A 21,990-nucleotide genomic window follows, 5' to 3' on the forward strand; every position below is an offset into this window, starting at 1 on the left:
CATCATTCTACCATGTTTACAGTAGAGAGGAAAAAGGCGCGCCTGATCGATTATTCGAAATACCCTAAAAGCAATTCAGCATAAGGAGAATCCTGAGGGAGAATAATGGTCGTCTCTCCATCAATCGTTTTCTTATACGATTCTAATGTACGATAAAGTTGGTAGAACTCCGGATCTTGAGAAAAGGCACTGTTGTAAATCTGGGCGGCTTCCTGTTCTCCTTCTGCCCGGATTTTTTCAGCATTTGCTCGAGCTGTGGACAGCATTTCCTGTACTTCTCGATCCACTTCTGCACGAATTCTACTCTTATCCGCTTCCCCTTCTGACAAATACTGTTGAGCAATTTTTTCACGGTCTGTAATCATTTGATTAAATACGGCTTCTTCATTCGCTTCCGGTAGGTCAGAACGCTTAATTCGCACGTCATCTACAACGATACCGTAATTGTCTCTTTGTAAGTATTCGTTCACTTTGGCCGTAATTTCTTCATTCAATACTCCTCTGGAACTCTCTTCTTCATTAATAATCTCAGAGAAATTCATCTTCCCTAATTCAGATCGAACAATGGAGAAGATAAACTCTCCCATTCTCGCTTCTGCATTCAGTTCAGTACGGGCGTTAGCAATCATATTTTCTGGGTCAGTGATGCTCCATATCGCATAATTATCGATAATCATCCGCTTTTTATCCAGTGTAGTGATCTCTTTTTCATCTACATCGTAGACCATTTTCTTTTTAGAGAGGGTGGACACTTCTTGTACTAATGGAATTTTGAACTTAAGACCCGGTTCTTCATGAATCTTAACGACATCTCCAAACTGACGGACCACTTTATACTCTCCCTCTTTAGCAATCACAATTGAATTTATACCTATAAGAAGGATTCCTATAATAACAAGCAATGTGACCCCGGCTTTCACATACTTTTTGAGGTCCTTCTTTTGTTTTTCGTTTTCATTGAAGATTTCTTCACTCATGATTCTTCACTCTCCTCATCCTCCGTCGAATTTGGAGGTACCACGTTTTGAACCGTCCCTTGATTTAAAGGCAAGTATTTCATGGTGTTTCCATCATCATTCATAATGTAGACATTGGCTTCTGGCAGCACTTCTTCCAGCGTCTCCATGACAAGACGCTCACGCGTAATGGTTTCGTTGCCCTGATATTCTTCAAGTAAGGCATTGAAACTGGCAACACCACCGGTAGCCTGTTGAATTCTTTCTACTTTGGCACCTTCTGCACGTTGAATAATTGCATCCTTTTCCCCGAGCGCTTCTTCCCGCTTCTGATTGGCATATTTCTCTGCTTCGTTCACTTTACTCTGTTTCTGTTCCCTGGCATCCGTCACCTTTGTAAACGCCGAGCGTACTTCTTTATTGGGAAGATCAACCTCTTGAAGGCGAACATCTATAATGGATACACCAATTTCATAGCTGTCAATTAAGCTGACTAACCCTTCTCTCACTTCATTTTCAATTTCAGCTTTCCCAGATGTTAGAGCTTCATCAATTTCACTGCTTCCAATCACACCTCTAAGTGAAGAAGATGTAGCATTAAATAAAACCTGTTCAGGTTTCTCTGATGCAAACAAGTAGGCAGCAGGATCCGTAATCTTCCATTGGACGACGAGATCTGCCTGCAAAATCATATCGTCCCCTGTAATCATCGTTACTTTATCCGTTTCTTCACCACTGTCATCGAAACCGAAATCCAAGCTGAACGTTTCTTTCGACATTTTCTCTACTTCTTGGATCGGCCACGGCATTTTAAAATGCAGACCTGGTTCTGTTATACCATCTTCAGCTTTCCCGAACGTTAGGACCACAGCCTGTTCGGATTCATCCACGGTGTACCATGTCGTAAGAAGGGCAATGATCAACAACACACCCACAACGACAAGGCCTGTCCATTTGTTAAATTGTCTAAGACTCATATCGACTTCCCCTTTATCTTTTATGAATACTATAATTACGTTTATGTAACAAAAAGGTTTCAAAAAAGTAACCACCGTCCTCTTCTTCCATTACAGCTCCCTATCCTTGAAGACTCAGTTTCGAGATGTTTGTGGGAGTTTAGGGACTGCGGGAAAAGGTTCGCCCCTCTCCCGTGTGAGTATCTCGAAACCACTCTAGAAAAAGCAGCTTTCCAGATTGACGCAAGTGTGAGAATGAAACTTCTGGCTCATGTATTTGGCTTCCGAAAGCTTAATATGCAGAGCTTTTTGCTTATATGTGTGGGATGGTGGAAGACAGTCCTTCTAGGCAATGGGATTCGTTTCTTACCAATATCGAATGGGGTGGTTGGGAAGCTGCGAGACTCCCGTGGGAGAAAGGAGATAGGTGAGATCCCACAGGACGTAGTCCGAGGAAGCTCACCACTCCCCCACAGGAAAGTGTTCAAATGCGGAATCGCCCTGGTAGACACGACTGGCATAAGCCGAACAGTAACGGAATGGGCCTTTTCATTCCTTTGCTGTTCGGCTTATGACGCGAGTGTCTGGGCGATGGAGCTGGACGAGTAGCTTCCCAGCCACCCCTGACGCTCATCCCAAGCAACGAACCCCGAAACATCTCGAAATCGAGTCTTCAACAATCCTGCCATATAGTGGAACATTGATTAAGAGATTGAATTTTGAATGTAAAGGGTGGAGGTGTATTTTTACAGGATTATAACTAAATCGAAACAAAAAAAGGCAGAAGCGAGGGAAGCTTCTGCCTAAAAGAGAAAACACCTTGGATGAAAGGGTTTCAAAGGTATTCTATCGAAGTATTGTTAACCTTAATTTAATGAAATATTAATTTTCCGTAAACTTCTTCGGAAGCTCAACATAAAACGCCGTTCCTACATCCACTTCACTTTCCACATGGATGGTCCCTTCATGAGCTTCTACAATATGTTTGACAATAGCAAGCCCCAGGCCTGTGCCACCTGAATTCCTACTTCTTGCTTTGTCCACACGATAAAACCTTTCAAAGATCCGTGAAATTTCTTCCTCAGGGATCCCTACACCATTATCAGAAATTTTAATTGTCACATGATTTTCCGATTCTTGAAATTCTAATGTAACTTCCCCTTCATCACCTGAGTAATTAATGGCATTCGTAAGCAGGTTCATGAACACTTGCTTCAAGCGGCTTGAATCCCCCTGAATCCATGTATTTCCTTGTACGGATGCATGGAGCTTTACTTGTCTTTGCTCAGCATGCTGCTCCACAATCGGCAATAAATCATTTAATAAACGTTGAACTTCAATTTGCTCAACATTTAATAGAAAGTCATCCCTTTCAAGTTTGGATAATTCCAAAAGGTCTTGAATCAAGGATTGCAAGCGACCACTTTCTTTCAAAATGATTTGTAAAAACTGCTCGAGCATCTTTTCATCCTTCATCGCCCCATCAAGCAATGTTTCTGAAAACCCGCGAATAGATGTAATAGGGGTTTTCAATTCATGAGATACGTTAGCTACAAAGTCTTTTCTCATTTGCTCCAACTGTTTCAGTTCTGATATATCATGGAAAACCAAAACGACACCTCTCCATTTTCGGTCTTCACTGAAAATGGGAGCCCCGGTTACTTCCAAGTGCTTCCGATCAATATTAACTGGCAGCACAAACGTTTCACTCACCGTTTCTTCAAACATATAAATCTTCTGTACTGTTTCGTGAATGGTTGTGTAAGGAATAGCATCGTGATACAAATGCCCGATAAAATCGTTTTGTTCTCCTTTGAATGTTTCTAAAAAAGCACGATTCAACAGTAGAATATACCCTTTTTCATCAATCAGCACTAACCCATTCCCCATATTATTTATAACCGCTTCTAATTGATTTTCCTGCATGCCCTTTGTACTCGTCATCTCCTGGAGATTCCTAGCCAGAATATTAATTGACTGACTTAGTTGTCCTGCTTCACCAAAATGCCCTTCATAAGTTCTTGCTTTATAATTTCCTTTCGCAAGTTCTGTAGCGACATTAGAAGCGGATCGAATAGGGCGAATATATTTGGAGAACACGTTAAATCCGATGACAAAAATGACTAAAAGTCCAAGAAGTAACGTAAAACCGATTAAAAGCCAAATATTTTTTGTTATATTGGTCAAGGCTTCCACAGGCGAGAGAAGAATAAGTGTCCCGTTTATATCATCTACACTATTATTGACAGGGTAATAGAAGATGTCATCAAGCATTTGCCCTTCGTTCATTGCGGAAGTTCCACTTTCAACCCTTGTGATCACATCCTGTTTTTCGTCTTTGCTTATGACTGGTACAGCATCAACCGTATCAATCATTCTTTCTCCGGAATCTGATATAAAAATCATACCTGTATTCAACTGTTCACTAAAGTTATACAACTCTTCCTGACTGACTTCCCGATCCTCTGTAAATCGATCCAAATACGTGATGAAATATTGACTTTCCAACTCTACACGCTGTTCAAATATGTTGATAAAATAGCCACGGGTGAGTTGAGCAAGAATGATTCCCAACCCGAGCATGACAATGACCACTAAAACCGTATAGGTCATCAGTGGCCTAGTATTGGAGGCCATTTACTTAGGCTCCTCCATTTTATAACCGAGCCCGCGTATTGTTTTTATATACACTGGCTTTTTCGTCTCGGGCTCAATTTTCTCACGTAAATGGCTCACATGAACATCGACAATACGAGTGTCACCGGCGAAATCATAATTCCATACGGCACTCAAAAGTTGGTCTCTGGAAAGAACACGACCTAAGTTTTGAGCAAGGTATAGGAGCAGCTCAAATTCTTTCGGCGTAAATGTTAAAGGCTCGTCCTTAATTGTTGCCTCGTATTGTTCTGGGTAAATGGATAGATCAGCAATTTGGATGATCTTCTGATCGTCTACAACGTTTTCCCGGACCATTCTTCTTAAAATCGCTTTGATTCGAGCTACGACCTCTCTAGGACTGAATGGTTTGGTCAAATAGTCGTCAGCACCAAGTTCAAGACCAAGAACCTTATCAAATTCATCATCTTTAGCTGTCAGCATAAGGACAGGGGTATTCACTTGCATTTGCCTTAATTTTTTACATACTTCCATACCATCCATCCCTGGGAGCATGACATCAAGAACGATTAAATCAAAATGGTCTTTCGATGCTTTTTCAAGAGCATCCGTACCATTATAGGCCACATCTGTTTCATAGCCAGCTTGATCAATATTATATTTTAATAAAGTTACAATAGATTCTTCATCGTCCACGATTAAAATTTTTTGTTCCAATGCCATCACCTCTACTACAAGTTACTTTCATCATACAATGAAGTTTACAATTTGAATACGGATCTTTACTATTTTTACTTAATCTTAATATTGGCATAAAGCTCTTCTTCATCCGTTTAAAAACTCTTAAATGTTTGATCTAATTGGGTCGGTACAGAAAGCGGATGGCGATGATCTATCGTGGTTATATAGAAAAAGGGGAAAAAGCCGCTCGTCTCTTCTGAGTCCAAGCGGCTTGAGGTAATGAGTGAAAGCTAAACGACATTCTTTCGTTTAATAAAAGTTTTCTAGAGAGATTGCATTCATGGAATCAGGTTCATACGGTGGTTGGACGGTAAGCGTTCCTTTCACTACTTCGTCACCTTCTTCATCATACCCTACCACTTGAAGTTCAACTTCATGTTCTTCCTTATGAATAGCAGTTACTTCAGCGTAAAAACGAACGTCTCCATAATGATACACGGGTTTAGGATATTCTAGATTCTGCTGTACGATATGACTCCCTGGACCAGGCAAATGCATGGATACAATAGAAGATACCATTCCAAACACCATTACGGTCGGTACCACCGGGCGTTTAAACGGAGTTTGTGAAGCATAATCATGCTGGATATACAAAGGGTTCGCATCATCCGTCAGGCCCAGATACATAAGTAAATCCCGGTCTTCGACTGTAAAAGAAGTTGTGAATTTTTCGCCGGATTTTAAATCATTGATTTTCTTTCCAAGCTTTCTCTTTTTGCCTAACATATCCTCACCTCTTGTAAACGTTTTCTTCATCGTTCAAAAAAGGGATTCGAGGGTTTTCCCCGAATCCCTTCTCCTTTATTTTAATACATTAAGCACATTTTTAACAGAATCCGCCGATTGATCCAACTGCTGTTTTTCTTCTTCTGTCAGTTCAAGCTCGATGACCTCCTCAATTCCATTTCCTCCTAGGATTGTAGGAACTCCTAGATAGATTCCGTCATATCCATATTCCCCTTCTAAATAGGCAATAGAAGGAAGGATACGGCGCTGATCTTTCAGAATCGCTTCTGCCATTTGAACCAATGAAGCAGCAGGTGCATAATAGGCGCTCCCATTTCCAAGAAGGCCGACGATTTCTCCTCCACCTTTACGCGTTCTCTCTACAATCGCATCTAAACGCTCTTTGGAAATTAATTTTTCCAAAGGAATTCCGCCAGCGAAAGAATAACGAGTAAGTGGCACCATATCATCGCCATGACCACCAAGGACGAAGCCTGTGACGTCTTTGATAGATACATTAAGCTCTTCAGCAACAAACGTACGGAAGCGTGCTGTATCGAGGACGCCGGACTGTCCAATGACACGATTCTTAGGTAAACCAGCCTCCTGGAATACAGAATAAGTCATGGCATCAACAGGGTTTGTCAATACAACAATAAAACAATCCAGAGAGTTTTTGACGATTTCTTTCGTTACACTCTTCATTATTTTTGAATTTGTATTGACTAGATCATCACGACTCATACCAGGCTTACGAGCAATTCCCGCAGTGATGATGACAAGGTCTGAATCCTGCGTATCCTTATAGTCAGAAGTTCCAGTAACCTTGGCATCAAATCCCTGAACAGGACTTGCTTCCAACATGTCCAGAGCTTTCCCTTTCGTTGGATCTTCCATATCAGGAATATCAACGAGAACAACATCTCCCAGCTCTTTTTGTGCGAGCATAAGCGCTGTCGTAGCACCAGTGAAACCAGCACCGATTACTGATATTTTGTTTCTACGAATAGCCATCATGACCCACTCTCCCTTATTGATTAGTCCATATTCTTAATCAGTTCATCACCGAACTCAGAGCATTTCACTTCTGTAGCGCCTTCCATCATACGAGCGAAATCATAAGTGACAACCTTACTTCCGATGGTTTTGTCCATAGATTTCGTAATTAGGTCAGCCGCTTCTCTCCATCCAAGATGTTCAAGCATAAGCACACCAGAAAGGATGACGGAAGATGGGTTCACTTTATCAAGACCCGCATATTTCGGAGCTGTACCGTGTGTCGCTTCGAAGATTGCATGTCCTGTTTCAAAGTTGATGTTCGCGCCTGGAGCGATTCCGATTCCACCTACTTGTGCAGCCAGTGCATCAGAAATGTAGTCTCCGTTCAGGTTCATCGTTGCAACAACATCAAACTCTTTCGGACGAGTAAGAATCTGTTGAAGGAAGATATCTGCAATGGCATCTTTTACGATGATCTTACCTTCTGCTTCTGCTGCATCCTGAGCTTTGTTTGCAGCGTCTTTGCCTTCTTTTTCTACAATGCGGTCATATTCTGCCCATGTAAATACTCTATCACCATACTCCTCTTCAGCAACTTCATAACCCCAAGCTTTGAAGGAGCCTTCTGTGAACTTCATAATGTTTCCTTTGTGTACGAGCGTGACGTTTTTACGTCCTTCGTTCAATGCATAATCAATCGCTGCACGAACCAAACGCTTCGTACCTTCTTCGGATACCGGCTTGATTCCGATTCCGGAAGTTTCAGGGAAACGAATGTTATGTACACCCATTTCGTTTTGAAGGAAGTCGATCACTTTCTTCACTTCTGGTGTTCCCTTTTGCCATTCGATACCTGCATAGATATCTTCAGTGTTTTCACGGAAGATCGCCATGTCCGTATCTTCTGGACGCTTAACTGGAGAAGGTACACCTTCAAAGTAGCGTACAGGACGCAGGCATGTAAACAAGTCCAACTCTTGACGAAGAGCAACGTTCAACGAACGGATTCCCCCACCAATAGGAGTCGTCAAAGGTCCTTTGATTGCAATCTTGTAATCTCTAATAGTATCGAGGGTTGCTTCTGGAAGCCACTCACCTGTTTCATCATAGGCTTTCTGACCTGCAAGTACTTCTTTCCACTCGATGGATTTCTCACTATTGTATGCTTTATCCACGGCAGCTTCGATGACGCGGCTTGCGGCTGCCCAAATATCAGGACCGATTCCATCACCTTCGATGTAAGGAATAACCGGACGCTCTGGTACATTTAGTGATCCGTTTTGTTCTACTGTAATTTTTTGTGCTTGTGTCACAATAAACCCTCCTAATATTTTGTAAGAAATATGGATGGATCATCCTCTTCTATCATACGTTAAAATAGGTTGAATAAAAAGGGAGGCCTGCCGGCGTACCGGCTGCACTCTTATCGATCCTCAATTGGTGTATAGCTTTGGCCTTTTGGTCCTACGTATTCCGCACGTGGACGAATCAGACGATTGTTGGAGTACTGCTCCAGAATGTGCGCCAGCCAGCCGGACACACGGGAAACGGCAAAGATCGGTGTGAAAATATCGTGATCGATTCCAAGACTATGATAAACAGAAGCTGAATAAAAGTCCACGTTCGCTGGAAGACCTTTATTTTCTTTGATATAGTCCTCAATTTTAATAGACATTTCATAGTATTTGGAGTGACCTGTGAGTCCTGTCAATTCACGGGACATTTCTTTCAAGTGTTTTGCACGTGGATCCCCTGAACGATAGACACGGTGTCCCATACCCATGATTTTCTCTTTATTTTCTAGTTTTTTCTCAATGGCCGGAATCGCATTCTCTACGCTTCCGATTTCCGTCAGCATCTTCATGACGCGTTCATTGGCACCACCATGCAATGGTCCTTTCAAAGCTCCGATGGCAGCCGTCACTCCGGAATACACATCAGAAAGTGTAGCTACACAGACACGTGCTGTAAATGTAGACGCATTCAGTTCATGATCAGCATGAAGCACAAGTGCTTTATTAAAAGCTTCTACTTCTAAATCTTCCGGGTCTTTTCCGTTAAGCATATAAAGGAAATTTCCTGCAAAACTTAAATCTTTCTTAGGTGCAACCGGCTCTTCTCCTTTACGGATACGAGCAAATGCTGTTACAACCGTAGGGATTTTAGCTTGTAGACGCAACGCTTTTCGTTTGTTCGCTTCCTCTTCCATAACATCAGACTCAGGATCATAGAGTCCCAACATGGAAACAGCTGTACGCAAAGCAGCCATAGGGTGTACTGTCGATAGATCATAAGACTTTAGATGATCGACAACCTCAGTCGGAATGTCCATATTTGAAATAAGTTCTTCCTTAAAAGCATCCAACTCTTCTTTGTTTGGTAGCTTTTGATTCCAGAGAAGATAGACAACCTCTTCAAAACTGGAGTTATTGGCCAGGTCATCGATATCATATCCGACATATGTCAGTTTATCGTCGATGATAGAACTTATGGATGATTCAGTTGCTGTAATTCCTTCAAGACCTTTAGTTGATGATGACATACAATCTCTCCCTTTCAAAAAATTCCATTTTCCTTAACAATCTCAATAAGAAAACGCTTTACTATTTGCTTATTTACCTTTATAGGAAAACTACCCCACAGACAATTATAAAGTATTCTGAAGAGAATGTGAATTGAAACCGTTTAATTTTGCAGGATTTTATCGAATCTTACTACATAATTATTAGGATTATACATTCGTTGATATCTATTGGTTCTTTACTTGATCACCGCTCAAACTCATTTCCGTAAAAGGGAGGTGGATGATATGGATAACCAAATATTACAAGTGTTTCTCCGTTTTATTTACGTCATCATGATTGCAATCAGTGTTCTATTTTTCACTTATTTCTCCTGGTTATACTTGCAGCCATTTATCTTCGCTATTGTGTTATCCATCCTCTTGCAACCCTTCATTAAATTATTGAACGTACGTTTGCGGATTCCAAGGGGTGCAGCTATTTTGCTTATCCTGTTCATTTTCGGCGGGCTTGCAGGAGGGCTTTTGGCCTTATTAGTCGCAGAAATCATTCGGGGTATTCAGTATTTAGCATCTGGAGTTCCTGTTCACTTTTCACTACTAACGGATTACTTGTCTCAAGGGGTTATGAACCTCTTGAGACCCTTATTATCAAAAGGTGAAGCATTCACCGACAGATTAAGTGTAAATCAGCAACAAACATTGGAAGAATACTTGAAGATGGCGCAGGAGAAATTCAGTGAGACAAGCCTCTCCTTATTAAACAGCGCTCTTGAAGCTACAGGCCTTTTTCTAGCAGAGCTCCCATCTTCTTTCGCTTTTATCTTCATCACTCTGCTTGCTACCTTTTTCATATGTAAAGACTGGAATATGATAGTGAAGTTTTTAAAAAAAGTTTTCCCCGAAACTCTGTCTGAACGTATGCATATTTTCCAAGGTGAATTTATTCAAACCATAAAAGGACTGCTCCGTGCTCAGTGTATGCTCGTTATGATTTCAACTTCCATTATCGCTACAGGTTTACTAGTGATAGGCGCTCCACACCCATTGACCATAACATTTCTTGCTGCTATTGTCGATTTCATCCCTTATGTAGGAACAGGCATCATCTTTATCCCTTGGATCATCTATCAGTTTCTTACAGGAGAATTTATGATGACGATTTGCTTATCCATCCTTTATATGGTCGTCATGCTTACAAGACAAACACTGGAACCAAAATTGTTGGCCGATCATTTCGGTGTCCCTCCTATCATCCTTCTTGTCAGTCTTTTTCTCGGTTTTCAGCTATTTGGTGGATTAGGAATGCTGATCAGCCCCATTGCCCTCATGACGATCCAGACGTTAGTTAAAACAGGAGTAACTAAAGAAATTTGGACATATATCATTGGAAAAACCTAACCATTGCTTCTATTTATAGAGAAGAACCTTTAACGTTAGTGTTCATCCCTTGTCATTAAAGTATATGGCAGGATGATGTAAGACTCGATTTCGAGACTTTTGTTGAGTAGATGGGGCTCCGGGGAATAACTCGCTTTCCGGGTGAGCGCGTTGAACCTAAAAAGAGAAAAAACTCAGAGATATGAATCTCTGAGTTTGCATTTATTTTCTGTATATTGTGATCGTACCTTTTTGCATGGCTTTTTGAATCGCATTTCGGATGACTCGTTTAATAGGAAACCTGGTTGCCGGGAATAACAGAATAAAACCAATCGCATCCGTGATGAAGCCGGGTGTCAGCAACACAGCTCCACCGACTAGTATACAAGCCCCATCCAAAAGTGTATCTTGAGGCATTTGCCCATATTGTACGGATTGTTGGAAGTTCCTGATCGTTTCTAATCCCTGCTTTTTCGCCAGCCATGCACCTAAAACGCCCGTCAATATAATTAAAAGAATGACCCATATTGGCCCGATTAAGTTTCCTGTCCAAATGAGTACACCAATTTCTAATGCGGGAACCACTAAAATAAAAAGCAATAACCAACGAAACATAGAATCTTCCCTTCTTTCCATTTCCTCTATTATACCTTTTTTGAGGATACATTGAAAAGAAAAGACAGAGAAGTAAATACTCCTCTGTCTGTTTCATCTCGTTTCAATCTTATAATACACTTGCGTGACCTTCGTAAATATCCCCACGTGAACTATCAATGGTAATGTCAGAACCATCTGTAATCAATTCAAGAGCATCATTAACCCCAACAATTACTGGAATACCGAGGCTTAGTCCCACAACCGCTGCGTGAGATGTAAGTCCCCCTTCCATTGTAATGATACCTGCAGCTTTTTCAATGGCTGGCATCATGTCACGATCTGTTCCTTGTGTGACCAGGATATCTCCATCCTCAATGCGGTTGATGGCATCTTGGGCATTTTTAGTAACGATCGCCCGTCCATATGCACTCTTCTGTCCAACGCCTTGTCCTTTTACGAGGACATCTCCAATAACGTGGACTTTCATCAAGTTCGTCGTACCACTTTCACCAACAGGTACACCACCAGTGATGACTACTCTGTCACCGCGAATGGCTAAACCGGAAGCAAGGCTGCGTTCAACAGCAACGTCCAGCATATCATCCGTAGAGTAAGCACGTGGACCCATCACAGCATAAACTCCCCAAACGAGTGATAGCTTACGATTTACTTCTTCATCAGAAGTGATCGCAACAATCGGAGCTTTTGGACGATACTTAGAAATCATGCGAGCCGTATGTCCACTTTCAGTAGGTGTAACGATAGCTGCTGCGTTCAAGTTAATCGCCGTATGAGTAACCGATTGACTGATCGCATCCGTGATTGTCATATCGCTATGCTTGGAACGTTCTTGCAATAAAGCCATGTGGTTTAAGCCTGTTTCTGTTTTGCTTGCAATGTTATGCATCGTTTGAACAGCCTCGACAGGGTAATCTCCTGCTGCTGTTTCACCGGAAAGCATAATCGCATCTGTACCGTCAAAGATGGCGTTCGCAACGTCAGAAGCTTCTGCACGTGTTGGACGTGGGTTACGCTGCATAGAGTCAAGCATTTGAGTAGCTGTAATGACAGGCTTACCTGCTTCATTACACTTACGAATCAAACGCTTTTGTACAAGCGGTACATCTTCAGCTGGAATTTCAACACCAAGGTCACCACGAGCAACCATCAAACCATCACTGACTTCAAGGATATCATCGATATTATCGACACCTTCTTGGTTTTCAATTTTTGGAATGATTTGGATGTGACTGGCGTTATGCTTCTCAAGAAGTTCTTTGATTTCCAGGACATCTGACGCACGACGGACGAAAGACGCAGCGATAAAGTCTACCCCTTGTTCAATTCCGAACTCGATATCCTTCGCATCTTTTTCTGTAATTCCAGGCAAATTGACACTTACGTTAGGAACATTGACACCTTTTTTATTCTTCAATGGGCCATTATTCAATACAGTCGTCTTAATTTCATTTTTCTCTTTGTCGATTTCTTCTACTTGAAGTTCAACAAGGCCATCATCTAACAAGATCTTAGAGCCCGGGTGAACATCATTGATTAATCCAGGATAAGTGACAGAGAAGCGTTCGGCATTCCCTTCAATTTCATCCATAGAAACATAAGTCGTCGAGCCTTTTTCTAAATAGGCTTCTCCATCTTTCAATGTCCCGGTACGAATTTCCGGGCCTTTTGTATCAAGTAGAATAGCTACAGTTTTCCCTGTCGCTTTAGAAGCTTCACGGATATTATCAATTCTCGCTCCATGCTCCTCAAAATCTCCATGAGAGAAATTCAAACGAGCGACATTCATCCCTGCTTCAATAAGCTGGGTCAATTTTTCTACAGACTCAGAAGCAGGTCCGATTGTACTAACGATTTTTGTTTTTCTAAACATTTTATTTCCTCCTCAAGTGCCTCTTGCATTATATAGAAAGTTCTTTGGAAAGACGATACATATCAAAGTCGATCTTATGCTTGGTGTTCAGGATTTCTACAATATCATGATCCACCAATTTATTCTCCTGTATACCTACCATACGACCCGCATGTCCGTTCAACAATAAGTCCACCGCATAAGCGCCCAGACGACTTGCTAATACACGGTCAGCAGCACTAGGAGAACCACCGCGCTGCGTATGACCAAGAACGGTCACACGTGATTCTAAACCTGCAGCCTCATCAATCTTTCGACCAAGGTCTACAGCACTTCCGACACCTTCAGCTACAATAATGATGCTGTGCTTTTTGCCACGATCATGTCCGCGCTTCAAACGATCGATGATATCTTCAAAATCATCGTCAGCTTCTGGAATGATGATACTCTCAGCTCCGTCCGCAAGTCCTGCCCAAAGTGCAAGATCACCGGCATCACGACCCATTACTTCGATAATAAACGTACGTTCATGAGATGTAGCTGTGTCACGAATTTTATCAATAGCATCAATGATCGTATTCAGGGCTGTGTCAAACCCGATTGTGAAATCAGTTCCAGGAATATCATTATCAATTGTTCCTGGTACACCAATGCATGGGTATCCTTTTTCCGTGATTTTTTTTGCCCCCATAAAGGTACCATCACCGCCGATGGCTATCAAGCCCTCGATGCCATGTTTTTTCATTTGTTCGATCCCTTTAAGCTGACCTTCTTCTGTTTTGAATTCTTCACAACGAGCAGAATAAAGCTTTGTACCCCCTCGCTGAATGATATCGCCAACTGAACCAAGCTCCATCTTTTCGATGTCACCATCAATCAAACCCTGGTATCCGTACTTGATTCCATAGACTTCTAAGCCATGATAGATCGCTTTACGAACGACTGAGCGAATCGCTGCATTCATCCCTGGAGCGTCGCCCCCACTAGTAAGTACTCCGATTTTCTTCATTCTCATCACCTCAAAAGTTTTCTATTTATGTTGTCCCCACCCAAAGATGAATCGAAACCTCCGTCTATTTTTATAAGGATAGCCTATCCTCTAGTCTATACAATTAATAAAACTTCAACATTCCATTCATCAATGATAGCGTTACCATCCTGTTAAGATGCGAAAAGCCGCACCCAAGTGCGACCTTTCTTTACGGACTTATTAATTTCAACCATCCTATTATAAATCAAGATACGTGTAATCGCCAATATTTTTGTACTTTAAGAAACGTTTTTCTAATAAATCTTCAACTTCAAGAACGCTCAACGTTTCTAAGGAGTCAGAAATGATTTTCTCAATTTCTTGAGCCTGGGCCTGGATATCCCTGTGAGCTCCCCCTCTTACCTCTGGGATTACACCATCAATCACATTCAATTTTTTCAAGTCATAGGAAGTGATTTTCATGGATTCTGCCGCTTCTTGGGCAAGACCTGCATCCTTCCATAAAATAGAGGAAGCCCCCTCCGGAGAAATCACGGAATAAGTGGAATTCTCAAGCATGAAAATACGATCTCCGATTCCGAGACCTAGCGCACCACCACTACCACCTTCCCCGATGACTATACAAATAACAGGAACAGTGAGACCAGCCATTTCCATCAAGTTTCTGGCAATCGCTTCACTTTGACCTCTTTCCTCTGCTGCTTTTCCAGGATAAGCTCCTTTTGTATCGATAAATGTAATGATCGGACGTTTGAATTTATCTGCTTGCTTCATTAAGCGGAGAGCTTTTCTGTAGCCTTCAGGATGCGGCATACCGAAATTGCGACGAATATTTTCTTTCGTATCTTTTCCTCTCTGATGACCAATCACGGTTACGGGTTGACCTTTGAACTTAGCAATTCCAGAGACAATCGCGGCATCGTCCCCAAAATTACGGTCTCCGTGAAGCTCAAGGAAATCTGTAAAAAGATATTCAATATAATCAAGCGTCGTCGGCCTTTCAGGGTGACGGGCCATCTGGACACGGTCCCATGGAGCCATTCGGTCATATACATCTGTTTCTAGTCTTTCCAATCGTTTCTCCAATGTGACGATTTCGTCGCTTAGATCCATCTCGCTATTTTCAGTGAGTCGTTTCAAATCAGAGATTTTTTCTCTTAATTCAATAACAGGTTTCTCGAATTCGAGTACGTGCTTCACGCTTTGCCACCTCCCACAGTATGAAGATCGAGAACAGTTGTCAGTGTCTTTTTCATGTCATGTCGGTGAATGACTTTGTCCAATTGACCGTGTTCCAAAAGGAATTCAGCGGTCTGGAAATCCTCTGGAAGCTTTTCACGAATCGTTTGTTCAATGATTCTCCTGCCTGCAAATCCAATCAATGCACCCGGCTCGGCAAAATTATAATCTCCAAGTGAGGCAAAGCTCGCTGAAACGCCGCCTGTTGTAGGATGGGTCATGACCGAAATGAAAAGGCCGCCGTCTGCATGAAGGCGTTGGAGTGCAACAGATGTTTTCCCCATTTGCATAAGGCTGAGAACACCCTCCTGCATCCTTGCCCCGCCTGATGCTGTGAAAATGATAAATGGAAGGTTCTCTTTTCTGGCGTTCTCTATGGCATTCGTGATTTTTTCACCTACCACCGATCCCATGCTTCCCATTCGGAAACGAGCATCCATAACAGCGACAGCTGTTTCTATGCCATTCATTTTCGCCTTTCCGGTGACAACCGCTTCATTCAAGTCAGACTTTTGACGGTCCTTTTCCAGTTTTTCTTCATATTCAGGGAAATGCAACGGGTTATTTGAAATCATGTGCTTGTCCCATTCTACAAAGGATTCTTCATCAAATAAATGTTGGATGCGTTCGTACGCACTGAGACGATGATGATGATCACAATGAGGGCAAACATTCATATTTCGATTCAATTCTTTTCTGTAAAAGATTTTTTGGCAGTTTGGGCATTTCTGCATCAAACCTTCAGGTACATCCTGCTTTGCTTCTTGGCTGGGAATGGATGCGTATCTTTTTTTCTTGCTGAAAAAGTCTCTTAGCAAGGTGATTCCTCCTTTGGGACAAAGCTTCCTTTCTTATCCATATATATAAATTTCATTTCGTAATCTGACTCATTCTTTCTAAGTAGATTCGATACGATTATTGAAATAGACGTATGATTTTCATTGTATCTTCTTCCTCCATGACGGTTACCATTTCTTCATACCAAGCATCCGAATAGCTTACATCATGGACGGTGTGGGTAAACCCTGAAATGAATTGCCACATCGACAAAAGGAGAGGTTGATCACAAAGGCTGAACAAATATTCAAATACCTTTTGATGCCTCTGAGCGTTTGTATGATCTATAATGATTGCTCTTAATTCGCTCCTGTTCCGACTGTCTAAATGTCCGTTCAACAAAAACAGTACTTCTTTTTCTATCATTTGTTTAGCGGTCATCAATTCACTCTTGGTCCTCGATTCGTTAAGTAAGAAGTTGGAAAGCAGCTCGACCATGTGATAAGGCCGGTATGCTCTCATATAGGTGCCCTCACCTCTTCTTGTTTCAATCAACCCTAAAAGCTCCATCGCCCGAAAGGCTTCCCGGATTGAGGACCTGCCTACATTCAATTGTTCACTTAACTCTCGTTCTGAAGGGAGCTTATCTCCAGGCTTTAACCGATGTTCTTCAATGTATGACTTCAACTGTTGAAGAACGCCTTCATAAACTTTCCCCCGATGCTCCTGGGCCACGGTTCACGGACACCTCTTTTCATCTCTAACCACAATCAAGTTATGTAGAAGGAGCAACCGAAAAGGCTCCCCCTTCTCATATCAATCTTCATCAATTAAAGTCAGTTGTCTAGTTTTTTCTGCCACTTCTTCAGGGTCTACATGATGACGGGCAACCCCGGACTCCATCGCTGCTTTTGCCACGCTAGCCGCAACTGCTGGTGCCACTCGTGGATCGAATGGTGCAGGGATTACGTAGTCTTCACTCAATTCATCCTCACTTACTAAGGAGGCAATTGCTTCAGCTGCAGCAATTTTCATTTTTTCATTAATTCTTGTCGCTCTTACATCTAACGCTCCACGGAAGATCCCCGGAAATGCCAGCACATTATTCACCTGATTAGGGAAGTCTGACCGGCCTGTCCCGATGACACGCGCTCCAGCTTCTTTTGCATCTTCCGGCATAATTTCAGGTTCAGGGTTTGCCATGGCAAAGATGATAGAATCATCATTCATTTTAGATACGGTCTCTTTGGAAAGTAATCCACCTACGGATACACCAATAAACACATCCGCGCCTTCCATGACCTCTTCAAGATTCCCTTCTGTGCGGTCTTTATTCGTAATTTTAGCAATTTCATCTTTCACATCGTTCATTCCATAATCGCGGCCTTCAAAAATAGCACCTTTGGAATCACACATGATGATGTCACGCACACCGAAATGATAGAGCAATTTAATAATAGCAATTCCAGCAGCTCCAGCGCCGTTTGCCACCACTTTGATTTCCGAGAATGTTTTCCCAGTTATTTTTAAAGCATTCATTAATCCAGCTACTGTAACGATTGCCGTACCATGTTGGTCGTCATGGAAGATTGGAATATTCGTCTCTTTCTTCAGTCGATCTTCGATGATGAAGCAGTTGGGTGCGGCGATATCTTCTAGATTCACACCGCCAAAAGTAGGTTCCATCAATTTTACTGTTTGCACAATCTGATCTATATCACGCGTGTTCAAACAAATGGGGAATGCATCTACTCCTGCAAAACTCTTGAATAAAGCAGCTTTACCTTCCATGACTGGCAGGGCAGCCTCAGGACCAATATTCCCCAGCCCAAGAACAGCCGATCCATCACTGACAACAGCCACCATATTCCCTTTCATTGTATAATCGTAGACCGTATCTTTATGGTCATAGATCTCTTTACAAGGCTCTGCCACGCCAGGAGAATAGGCAAGGCTCAAGTCTCTAGCATTCCTGACGGGAACCTTTGAATGGGTTTCAAGTTTTCCTTTATTGACACGGTGTATGTGCAAAGCTTCATCTCTTAAATTCGACACGACGACACTCTCCTTTTAAACTTATAGTGAACCGACCCTGGTGGTCTGACCACCATTAACCTCTTAATTATAACAGATGAATATGGAGTGTAAAGAAATACAAAAATCCGGGCTGAGCTTTTAATGATCTTCCCCATCTTTCACAGGTCTGATAGCTACGGATGACTCTCCAAAAAATTCATTTAATTTACCCACCGAGATATCATTCACCTCAAGACAATAGGTTTCATCCAGTTTATAAGTCACTCGATCTTCAGATCGAAAAATGAAGATTGGTGTATTACCCGGGAAATATTCAGTAAGCTTTTTCAATTTTTCTATTGAATAGTGTTCATTTTCTTCCGTCACCTTGATAAAAAGCCGCTGTTTTTTTTCACTGGGGAAGGCCCCCATGTCTAAAGGCTCCGCATGGTTAATGATCAATTGTTTCTGTCCTCTTCTTTCATCCACTTTCCCTTTCAAGTCCACGAGCATTTGTTCTTTTACCCAAACTTTTATATTCCGATAAGTTTCCGGAAAAAGGACGGCATCCATTTCAGCGGTTTCATCGCTAATGGTCAGGAACGCCATAGGATCGCCTCGTTTCGTACGTATTTCACGGAGACCATCAATAACCACGGCTACCTCCACTTGCTTTTTTGTAAAACGATGAGCTTCACTAATAGGAACGATGCCCTTTTCATGAAGTTCTTTCCGTTGATGTCCCAATGGATGTTGAGACATGTAGGTACCGAGCACCTCTTTTTCCATCGATAAACGCTTCAAAGGAGGGAATGGCTCCACTTCCACCATCTCCATATCCAATTCATTTCCGAAGAATCCGGGCTGGTCTTGGAATTCCTTAAAAAGTTCTCCCTGCTCTAAAGCTTGATCAATGCTCGCAAGGACACTCGCTCTATTTTGATGCAGGTCATCGAAGGCACCCGCAAGAACCAAGGCTTCAATGACTTTTCTTGAAACAACCTTTCCGTCAACACGCAAACAAAAATCATTGAGATTCCGAAAAGGTCCTCTCGATCTCTCTTCCAGGATTGCTTGGGCGGCCTGGTAGCCGACACCTTTCACAGCCGTCATTCCGATTCTGATTTCCCCTGAATCGTCATGGTTAAGCGCTTGGCTTTTATTCACAGATGGTGCTTTTACTTTTACGTTCATATCCCTGGCTTCACGAATATACATCGTCATCTTCTCATGATCACCGAGATGGGCATTCATCAACTCTGCCATAAAGTAGGAAGGGTAATGTGCTTTCATGTAGGCTAATCGATATGAAATCAAACTATAAGCGACCGCATGGCTCCTGTTGAATCCATAATTGGAGAACTTGACGATCCAATCAAACAACTGATGAGCAATCGATTCAACATAACCTTTCGCCTTACATCCTTGGACGAACGTCATCCGTTCTTCTTCTAAAACATCGGCTTGCTTTTTACTTACTGCTCGCCTTAAAAGATCGGCTTCCCCTAATGAATATCCCGCCACACGACGAGCGACTTCCATGATTTGTTCTTGATAAACCAACACCCCAAACGTATGGGCAAGAATCGGCTTTAAGTCAGGATGCGGATATTCAACATCTCTCAGGCCATGCTTCCTTTCAATATATAAAGGGATATATTCCATCGGCCCTGGCCTGTAAAGAGCGTTCACCGCGACAACATCTTCAAAATGATTGGGTTTTAAACGAAGCAGCACATTCTTCATCCCTTGAGACTCCAGTTGAAAAACCCCATTGGTTCTTCCACTTTTCAAAAGGTCAAATGTTTGATGATCATCGAGCGGTATATGACTGATTGAAAAGTCCCTTTGACGGTAGCGTTGCACTTTCTTTTCCATTCTCTCTAGGAAAGAGAGATTCCGGAGGCCGAGAAAATCTATTTTTAGAAGTCCCACTTTCTCAAGGTCTCCCATAGCAAATTGAGTTAAGGAAACAGGACCTTGACTTTTTAAAAGCGCTGTATATTTCACAAGTGGTTCTTCACTTAATACAACACCTGCCGCATGGGTCGATACATGTCGCGGAAGCCCTTCAAGCTTCGTAGCTACCCGGAACAACAGTTTTAAACGATCGGAATTTCTGATGTACTCTTTCAGCTCCTCCGATTTCTTCACAAGATCTACGAGTGATGAAGTGGTCGTTTTTGGAATCTGATGAAGAATGAAGGAAGCATCACTTTCATCTATTTTTAATACCTTAAACAACTCTCTCAAAACACTCCTTGCAGCAAATGTTCCAAATGTACAAATCTGAGCCACATGGTCACTCCCATATTTCTCAGCTACATAGGAGATCACTTCGTCTCTCCGATGGTCCGGAAAGTCAATATCAATATCCGGCATCGTTACTCTCTCGGGATTGAGAAAACGTTCGAATAACAAATGATACTCCAAGGGATCCACCTGGGTGATCCCAAGCAAATAGGAGACGATGGATCCAGCTGCAGAACCACGCCCTGGCCCAGCTTGAATTCCGTTTGTCCTCGCGTAACTGATGAAATCCCAAACGATCAAAAAATAATCACTGAAGCCCATGGTTGCTATAATAGACAACTCATGATTCAGCCTTTCCAAAGCTCGATCGCGATTCTTTGGATCGTATTTTTCCGGTAATGATGATTCACAAAGCTGTCGTAAGTAAGCATCCGAGCTTTTGTTTTCTGGAGAAGGATAAGAAGGAAGCAATTGCCTGTTCAATTCCAAATCTACTTGGCAAGCATCCACAATTTCCTTTGTTGCTATAAGGGATTCAGGCCACCATTCCCCAAAAAAGCGCTCCATTTCTTCTTGAGACTTCAAATAGTAGTGATGATCATTGTTTTCAGGGCTATAGCGTGATCCTTCATCAATTGCTCGTAAACATTGGAAAGCATCCGAATCCCCTCGATCCAAATAACGGACATCTCCAATAGCGACAACATTCATTCCGTTTCTCTTCACCCATTCTCTTAAAGGTGTATGTAATTGGCGTTCCGAATGGAGATCACGATCTTGGATACTCAGATATAATCGATTCTGTCCTAAGAGATCCACCCATCGCTCTTTAGACGCTTCTATTTTGTCAGTCATACGATTAGAGATCGACTCCGCCCACGGAGAACTCGAAGTCATTTGGATGAAAATCAAACCTTCTTTGTACATGGCCAATTGCTCAAGTGTTATGTTTTCTTTTTCTGTTTGAGCCATTGAACTTATTTCGAGCAGGTTTTGGTAACCCCTGGTTGTTTCCGCCAAGAGAATCATTGGAAAGGAGAGTGTCTGATCAATGACAGATGTCTTCAAACCGATGATAGGTTTCAATCCCTCTTTCTTACATTCCTCATAAAAAGAGACCGCTCCACTCATTGTATCCTGATCAGTAAGGGCAACAGCTTCAAACCCTGATTCTTTGGCTGACCGTACAAGGTCCTTGATTTTAATCGTACTGTTCATCAAGCTATATCCTGATTGCACATTCAAATGGGTAAACGTCATTTCGCACACCTTCTTTCATGTAAATTATAGCTACTCTGGGGACTGGATGAAAGCCTTCTGCATAAAGAGAGGGATGAAAGAATAATGGTTAG

17 protein-coding genes are annotated in these 21,990 nt (G+C 42.1%); 1 reads left to right on the forward strand and 16 read right to left on the reverse strand.

Annotation, left to right across the window (positions count from 1 at the left end):
- Window positions 1–50 precede the first annotated feature (50 nt).
- The 8 genes from hflC to citZ all read right to left on the reverse strand — a co-directional run bounded on the left by hflC (window position 51) and on the right by citZ (window position 9,536).
- Window positions 51–977, reverse strand: a complete 927-nt coding sequence (gene hflC, locus GLV98_RS12610; RefSeq protein WP_160915683.1) for a protease modulator HflC — start codon at window positions 975–977, stop codon at window positions 51–53.
- Complete coding sequence (gene hflK, locus GLV98_RS12615; protein ID WP_160915685.1) at window positions 974–1,933, reverse strand: FtsH protease activity modulator HflK; 960 nt, start codon at window positions 1,931–1,933, stop codon at window positions 974–976. Before hflK ends, hflC begins: the two co-directional genes overlap by 4 nt.
- Window positions 1,934–2,794: 861 nt before the next feature.
- Window positions 2,795–4,549 (reverse strand): two-component system histidine kinase PnpS, encoded by a 1,755-nt coding sequence (pnpS, locus tag GLV98_RS12620; protein WP_160915687.1) that lies wholly within the window; start codon window positions 4,547–4,549, stop codon window positions 2,795–2,797.
- Window positions 4,550–5,245, reverse strand: coding sequence for a response regulator transcription factor (locus GLV98_RS12625; RefSeq protein WP_160915689.1), 696 nt, complete (start codon window positions 5,243–5,245; stop codon window positions 4,550–4,552).
- Between the two features lie 273 nt (window positions 5,246–5,518).
- Window positions 5,519–5,995, reverse strand: coding sequence for a MaoC/PaaZ C-terminal domain-containing protein (locus GLV98_RS12630; protein WP_160915691.1), 477 nt, complete (start codon window positions 5,993–5,995; stop codon window positions 5,519–5,521).
- A 75-nt stretch (window positions 5,996–6,070) separates the two neighbouring features.
- The gene (gene mdh, locus GLV98_RS12635) at window positions 6,071–7,009 is read right to left on the reverse strand and encodes a malate dehydrogenase (protein WP_160915896.1); all 939 of its coding nucleotides are present in this window, start codon (window positions 7,007–7,009) and stop codon (window positions 6,071–6,073) included.
- A 23-nt stretch (window positions 7,010–7,032) separates the two neighbouring features.
- Window positions 7,033–8,307 carry an NADP-dependent isocitrate dehydrogenase gene (icd, locus tag GLV98_RS12640; RefSeq protein WP_160915694.1) on the reverse strand — a complete coding sequence of 425 codons (1,275 nt, stop codon included), beginning with the start codon at window positions 8,305–8,307 and terminating at the stop codon, window positions 7,033–7,035.
- A gap of 110 nt (window positions 8,308–8,417) precedes the next feature.
- Window positions 8,418–9,536 carry a citrate synthase gene (citZ, locus tag GLV98_RS12645; RefSeq protein WP_160915696.1) on the reverse strand — a complete coding sequence of 373 codons (1,119 nt, stop codon included), beginning with the start codon at window positions 9,534–9,536 and terminating at the stop codon, window positions 8,418–8,420.
- A gap of 267 nt (window positions 9,537–9,803) precedes the next feature.
- Here citZ and ytvI point away from each other — a divergent pair, with 267 nt between their 5' ends.
- Window positions 9,804–10,916, forward strand: coding sequence for a sporulation integral membrane protein YtvI (ytvI, locus tag GLV98_RS12650; RefSeq protein ID WP_160915698.1), 1,113 nt, complete (start codon window positions 9,804–9,806; stop codon window positions 10,914–10,916).
- 201 nt (window positions 10,917–11,117) lie between these two features.
- On the opposite strand, the gene GLV98_RS12655 is transcribed toward ytvI, so the two are convergent.
- The 8 genes from GLV98_RS12655 to dnaE all read right to left on the reverse strand — a co-directional run bounded on the left by GLV98_RS12655 (window position 11,118) and on the right by dnaE (window position 21,898).
- The gene (locus GLV98_RS12655) at window positions 11,118–11,510 is read right to left on the reverse strand and encodes an FxsA family protein (protein ID WP_160915700.1); all 393 of its coding nucleotides are present in this window, start codon (window positions 11,508–11,510) and stop codon (window positions 11,118–11,120) included.
- A gap of 109 nt (window positions 11,511–11,619) precedes the next feature.
- Window positions 11,620–13,383 carry a pyruvate kinase gene (pyk, locus tag GLV98_RS12660; protein WP_160915702.1) on the reverse strand — a complete coding sequence of 588 codons (1,764 nt, stop codon included), beginning with the start codon at window positions 13,381–13,383 and terminating at the stop codon, window positions 11,620–11,622.
- Window positions 13,384–13,411: 28 nt separating this feature from the next.
- The gene (gene pfkA, locus GLV98_RS12665) at window positions 13,412–14,371 is read right to left on the reverse strand and encodes a 6-phosphofructokinase (RefSeq protein WP_160915705.1); all 960 of its coding nucleotides are present in this window, start codon (window positions 14,369–14,371) and stop codon (window positions 13,412–13,414) included.
- Window positions 14,372–14,590: 219 nt separating this feature from the next.
- A complete protein-coding gene (locus tag GLV98_RS12670; RefSeq protein ID WP_160915707.1) occupies window positions 14,591–15,553 on the reverse strand; it encodes an acetyl-CoA carboxylase carboxyltransferase subunit alpha in 963 nt (320 codons plus the stop codon).
- Entirely contained in the window at window positions 15,550–16,410 is an 861-nt protein-coding gene (gene accD, locus GLV98_RS12675) for an acetyl-CoA carboxylase, carboxyltransferase subunit beta (protein ID WP_160915709.1), read from the reverse strand. Before accD ends, GLV98_RS12670 begins: the two co-directional genes overlap by 4 nt.
- 97 nt (window positions 16,411–16,507) lie before the next feature.
- Window positions 16,508–17,104 carry a GntR family transcriptional regulator gene (locus GLV98_RS12680; RefSeq protein ID WP_160915711.1) on the reverse strand — a complete coding sequence of 199 codons (597 nt, stop codon included), beginning with the start codon at window positions 17,102–17,104 and terminating at the stop codon, window positions 16,508–16,510.
- An 81-nt stretch (window positions 17,105–17,185) separates the two neighbouring features.
- Window positions 17,186–18,424, reverse strand: a complete 1,239-nt coding sequence (locus GLV98_RS12685) for an NAD(P)-dependent malic enzyme (RefSeq protein WP_089650539.1) — start codon at window positions 18,422–18,424, stop codon at window positions 17,186–17,188.
- A gap of 120 nt (window positions 18,425–18,544) precedes the next feature.
- Complete coding sequence (gene dnaE, locus GLV98_RS12690) at window positions 18,545–21,898, reverse strand: DNA polymerase III subunit alpha (protein ID WP_160915713.1); 3,354 nt, start codon at window positions 21,896–21,898, stop codon at window positions 18,545–18,547.
- Window positions 21,899–21,990 lie beyond the last annotated feature (92 nt).

The sequence above is a fragment of the Halobacillus litoralis genome (genome assembly GCF_009856415.1).
GTDB lineage: Bacteria > Bacillota > Bacilli > Bacillales > Halobacillaceae > Halobacillus > Halobacillus litoralis_C.

Bases quoted from the DNA above. Each gene is read 5' to 3' on its own strand.
- hflC (WP_160915683.1), bottom strand. From the start codon at position 977: ATGAGTGAAGAAATCTTCAATGAAAACGAAAAACAAAAGAAGGACCTC.
- hflK (WP_160915685.1), bottom strand. From the start codon at position 1,933: ATGAGTCTTAGACAATTTAACAAATGGACAGGCCTTGTCGTTGTGGGT.
- pnpS (WP_160915687.1), bottom strand. From the start codon at position 4,549: ATGGCCTCCAATACTAGGCCACTGATGACCTATACGGTTTTAGTGGTC.
- GLV98_RS12630 (WP_160915691.1), bottom strand. From the start codon at position 5,995: ATGTTAGGCAAAAAGAGAAAGCTTGGAAAGAAAATCAATGATTTAAAA.
- mdh (WP_160915896.1), bottom strand. From the start codon at position 7,009: ATGGCTATTCGTAGAAACAAAATATCAGTAATCGGTGCTGGTTTCACT.
- citZ (WP_160915696.1), bottom strand. From the start codon at position 9,536: ATGTCATCATCAACTAAAGGTCTTGAAGGAATTACAGCAACTGAATCA.
- ytvI (WP_160915698.1), top strand. From the start codon at position 9,804: ATGGATAACCAAATATTACAAGTGTTTCTCCGTTTTATTTACGTCATC.
- GLV98_RS12655 (WP_160915700.1), bottom strand. From the start codon at position 11,510: ATGTTTCGTTGGTTATTGCTTTTTATTTTAGTGGTTCCCGCATTAGAA.
- pyk (WP_160915702.1), bottom strand. From the start codon at position 13,383: ATGTTTAGAAAAACAAAAATCGTTAGTACAATCGGACCTGCTTCTGAG.
- pfkA (WP_160915705.1), bottom strand. From the start codon at position 14,371: ATGAAGAAAATCGGAGTACTTACTAGTGGGGGCGACGCTCCAGGGATG.
- dnaE (WP_160915713.1), bottom strand. From the start codon at position 21,898: ATGACGTTTACCCATTTGAATGTGCAATCAGGATATAGCTTGATGAAC.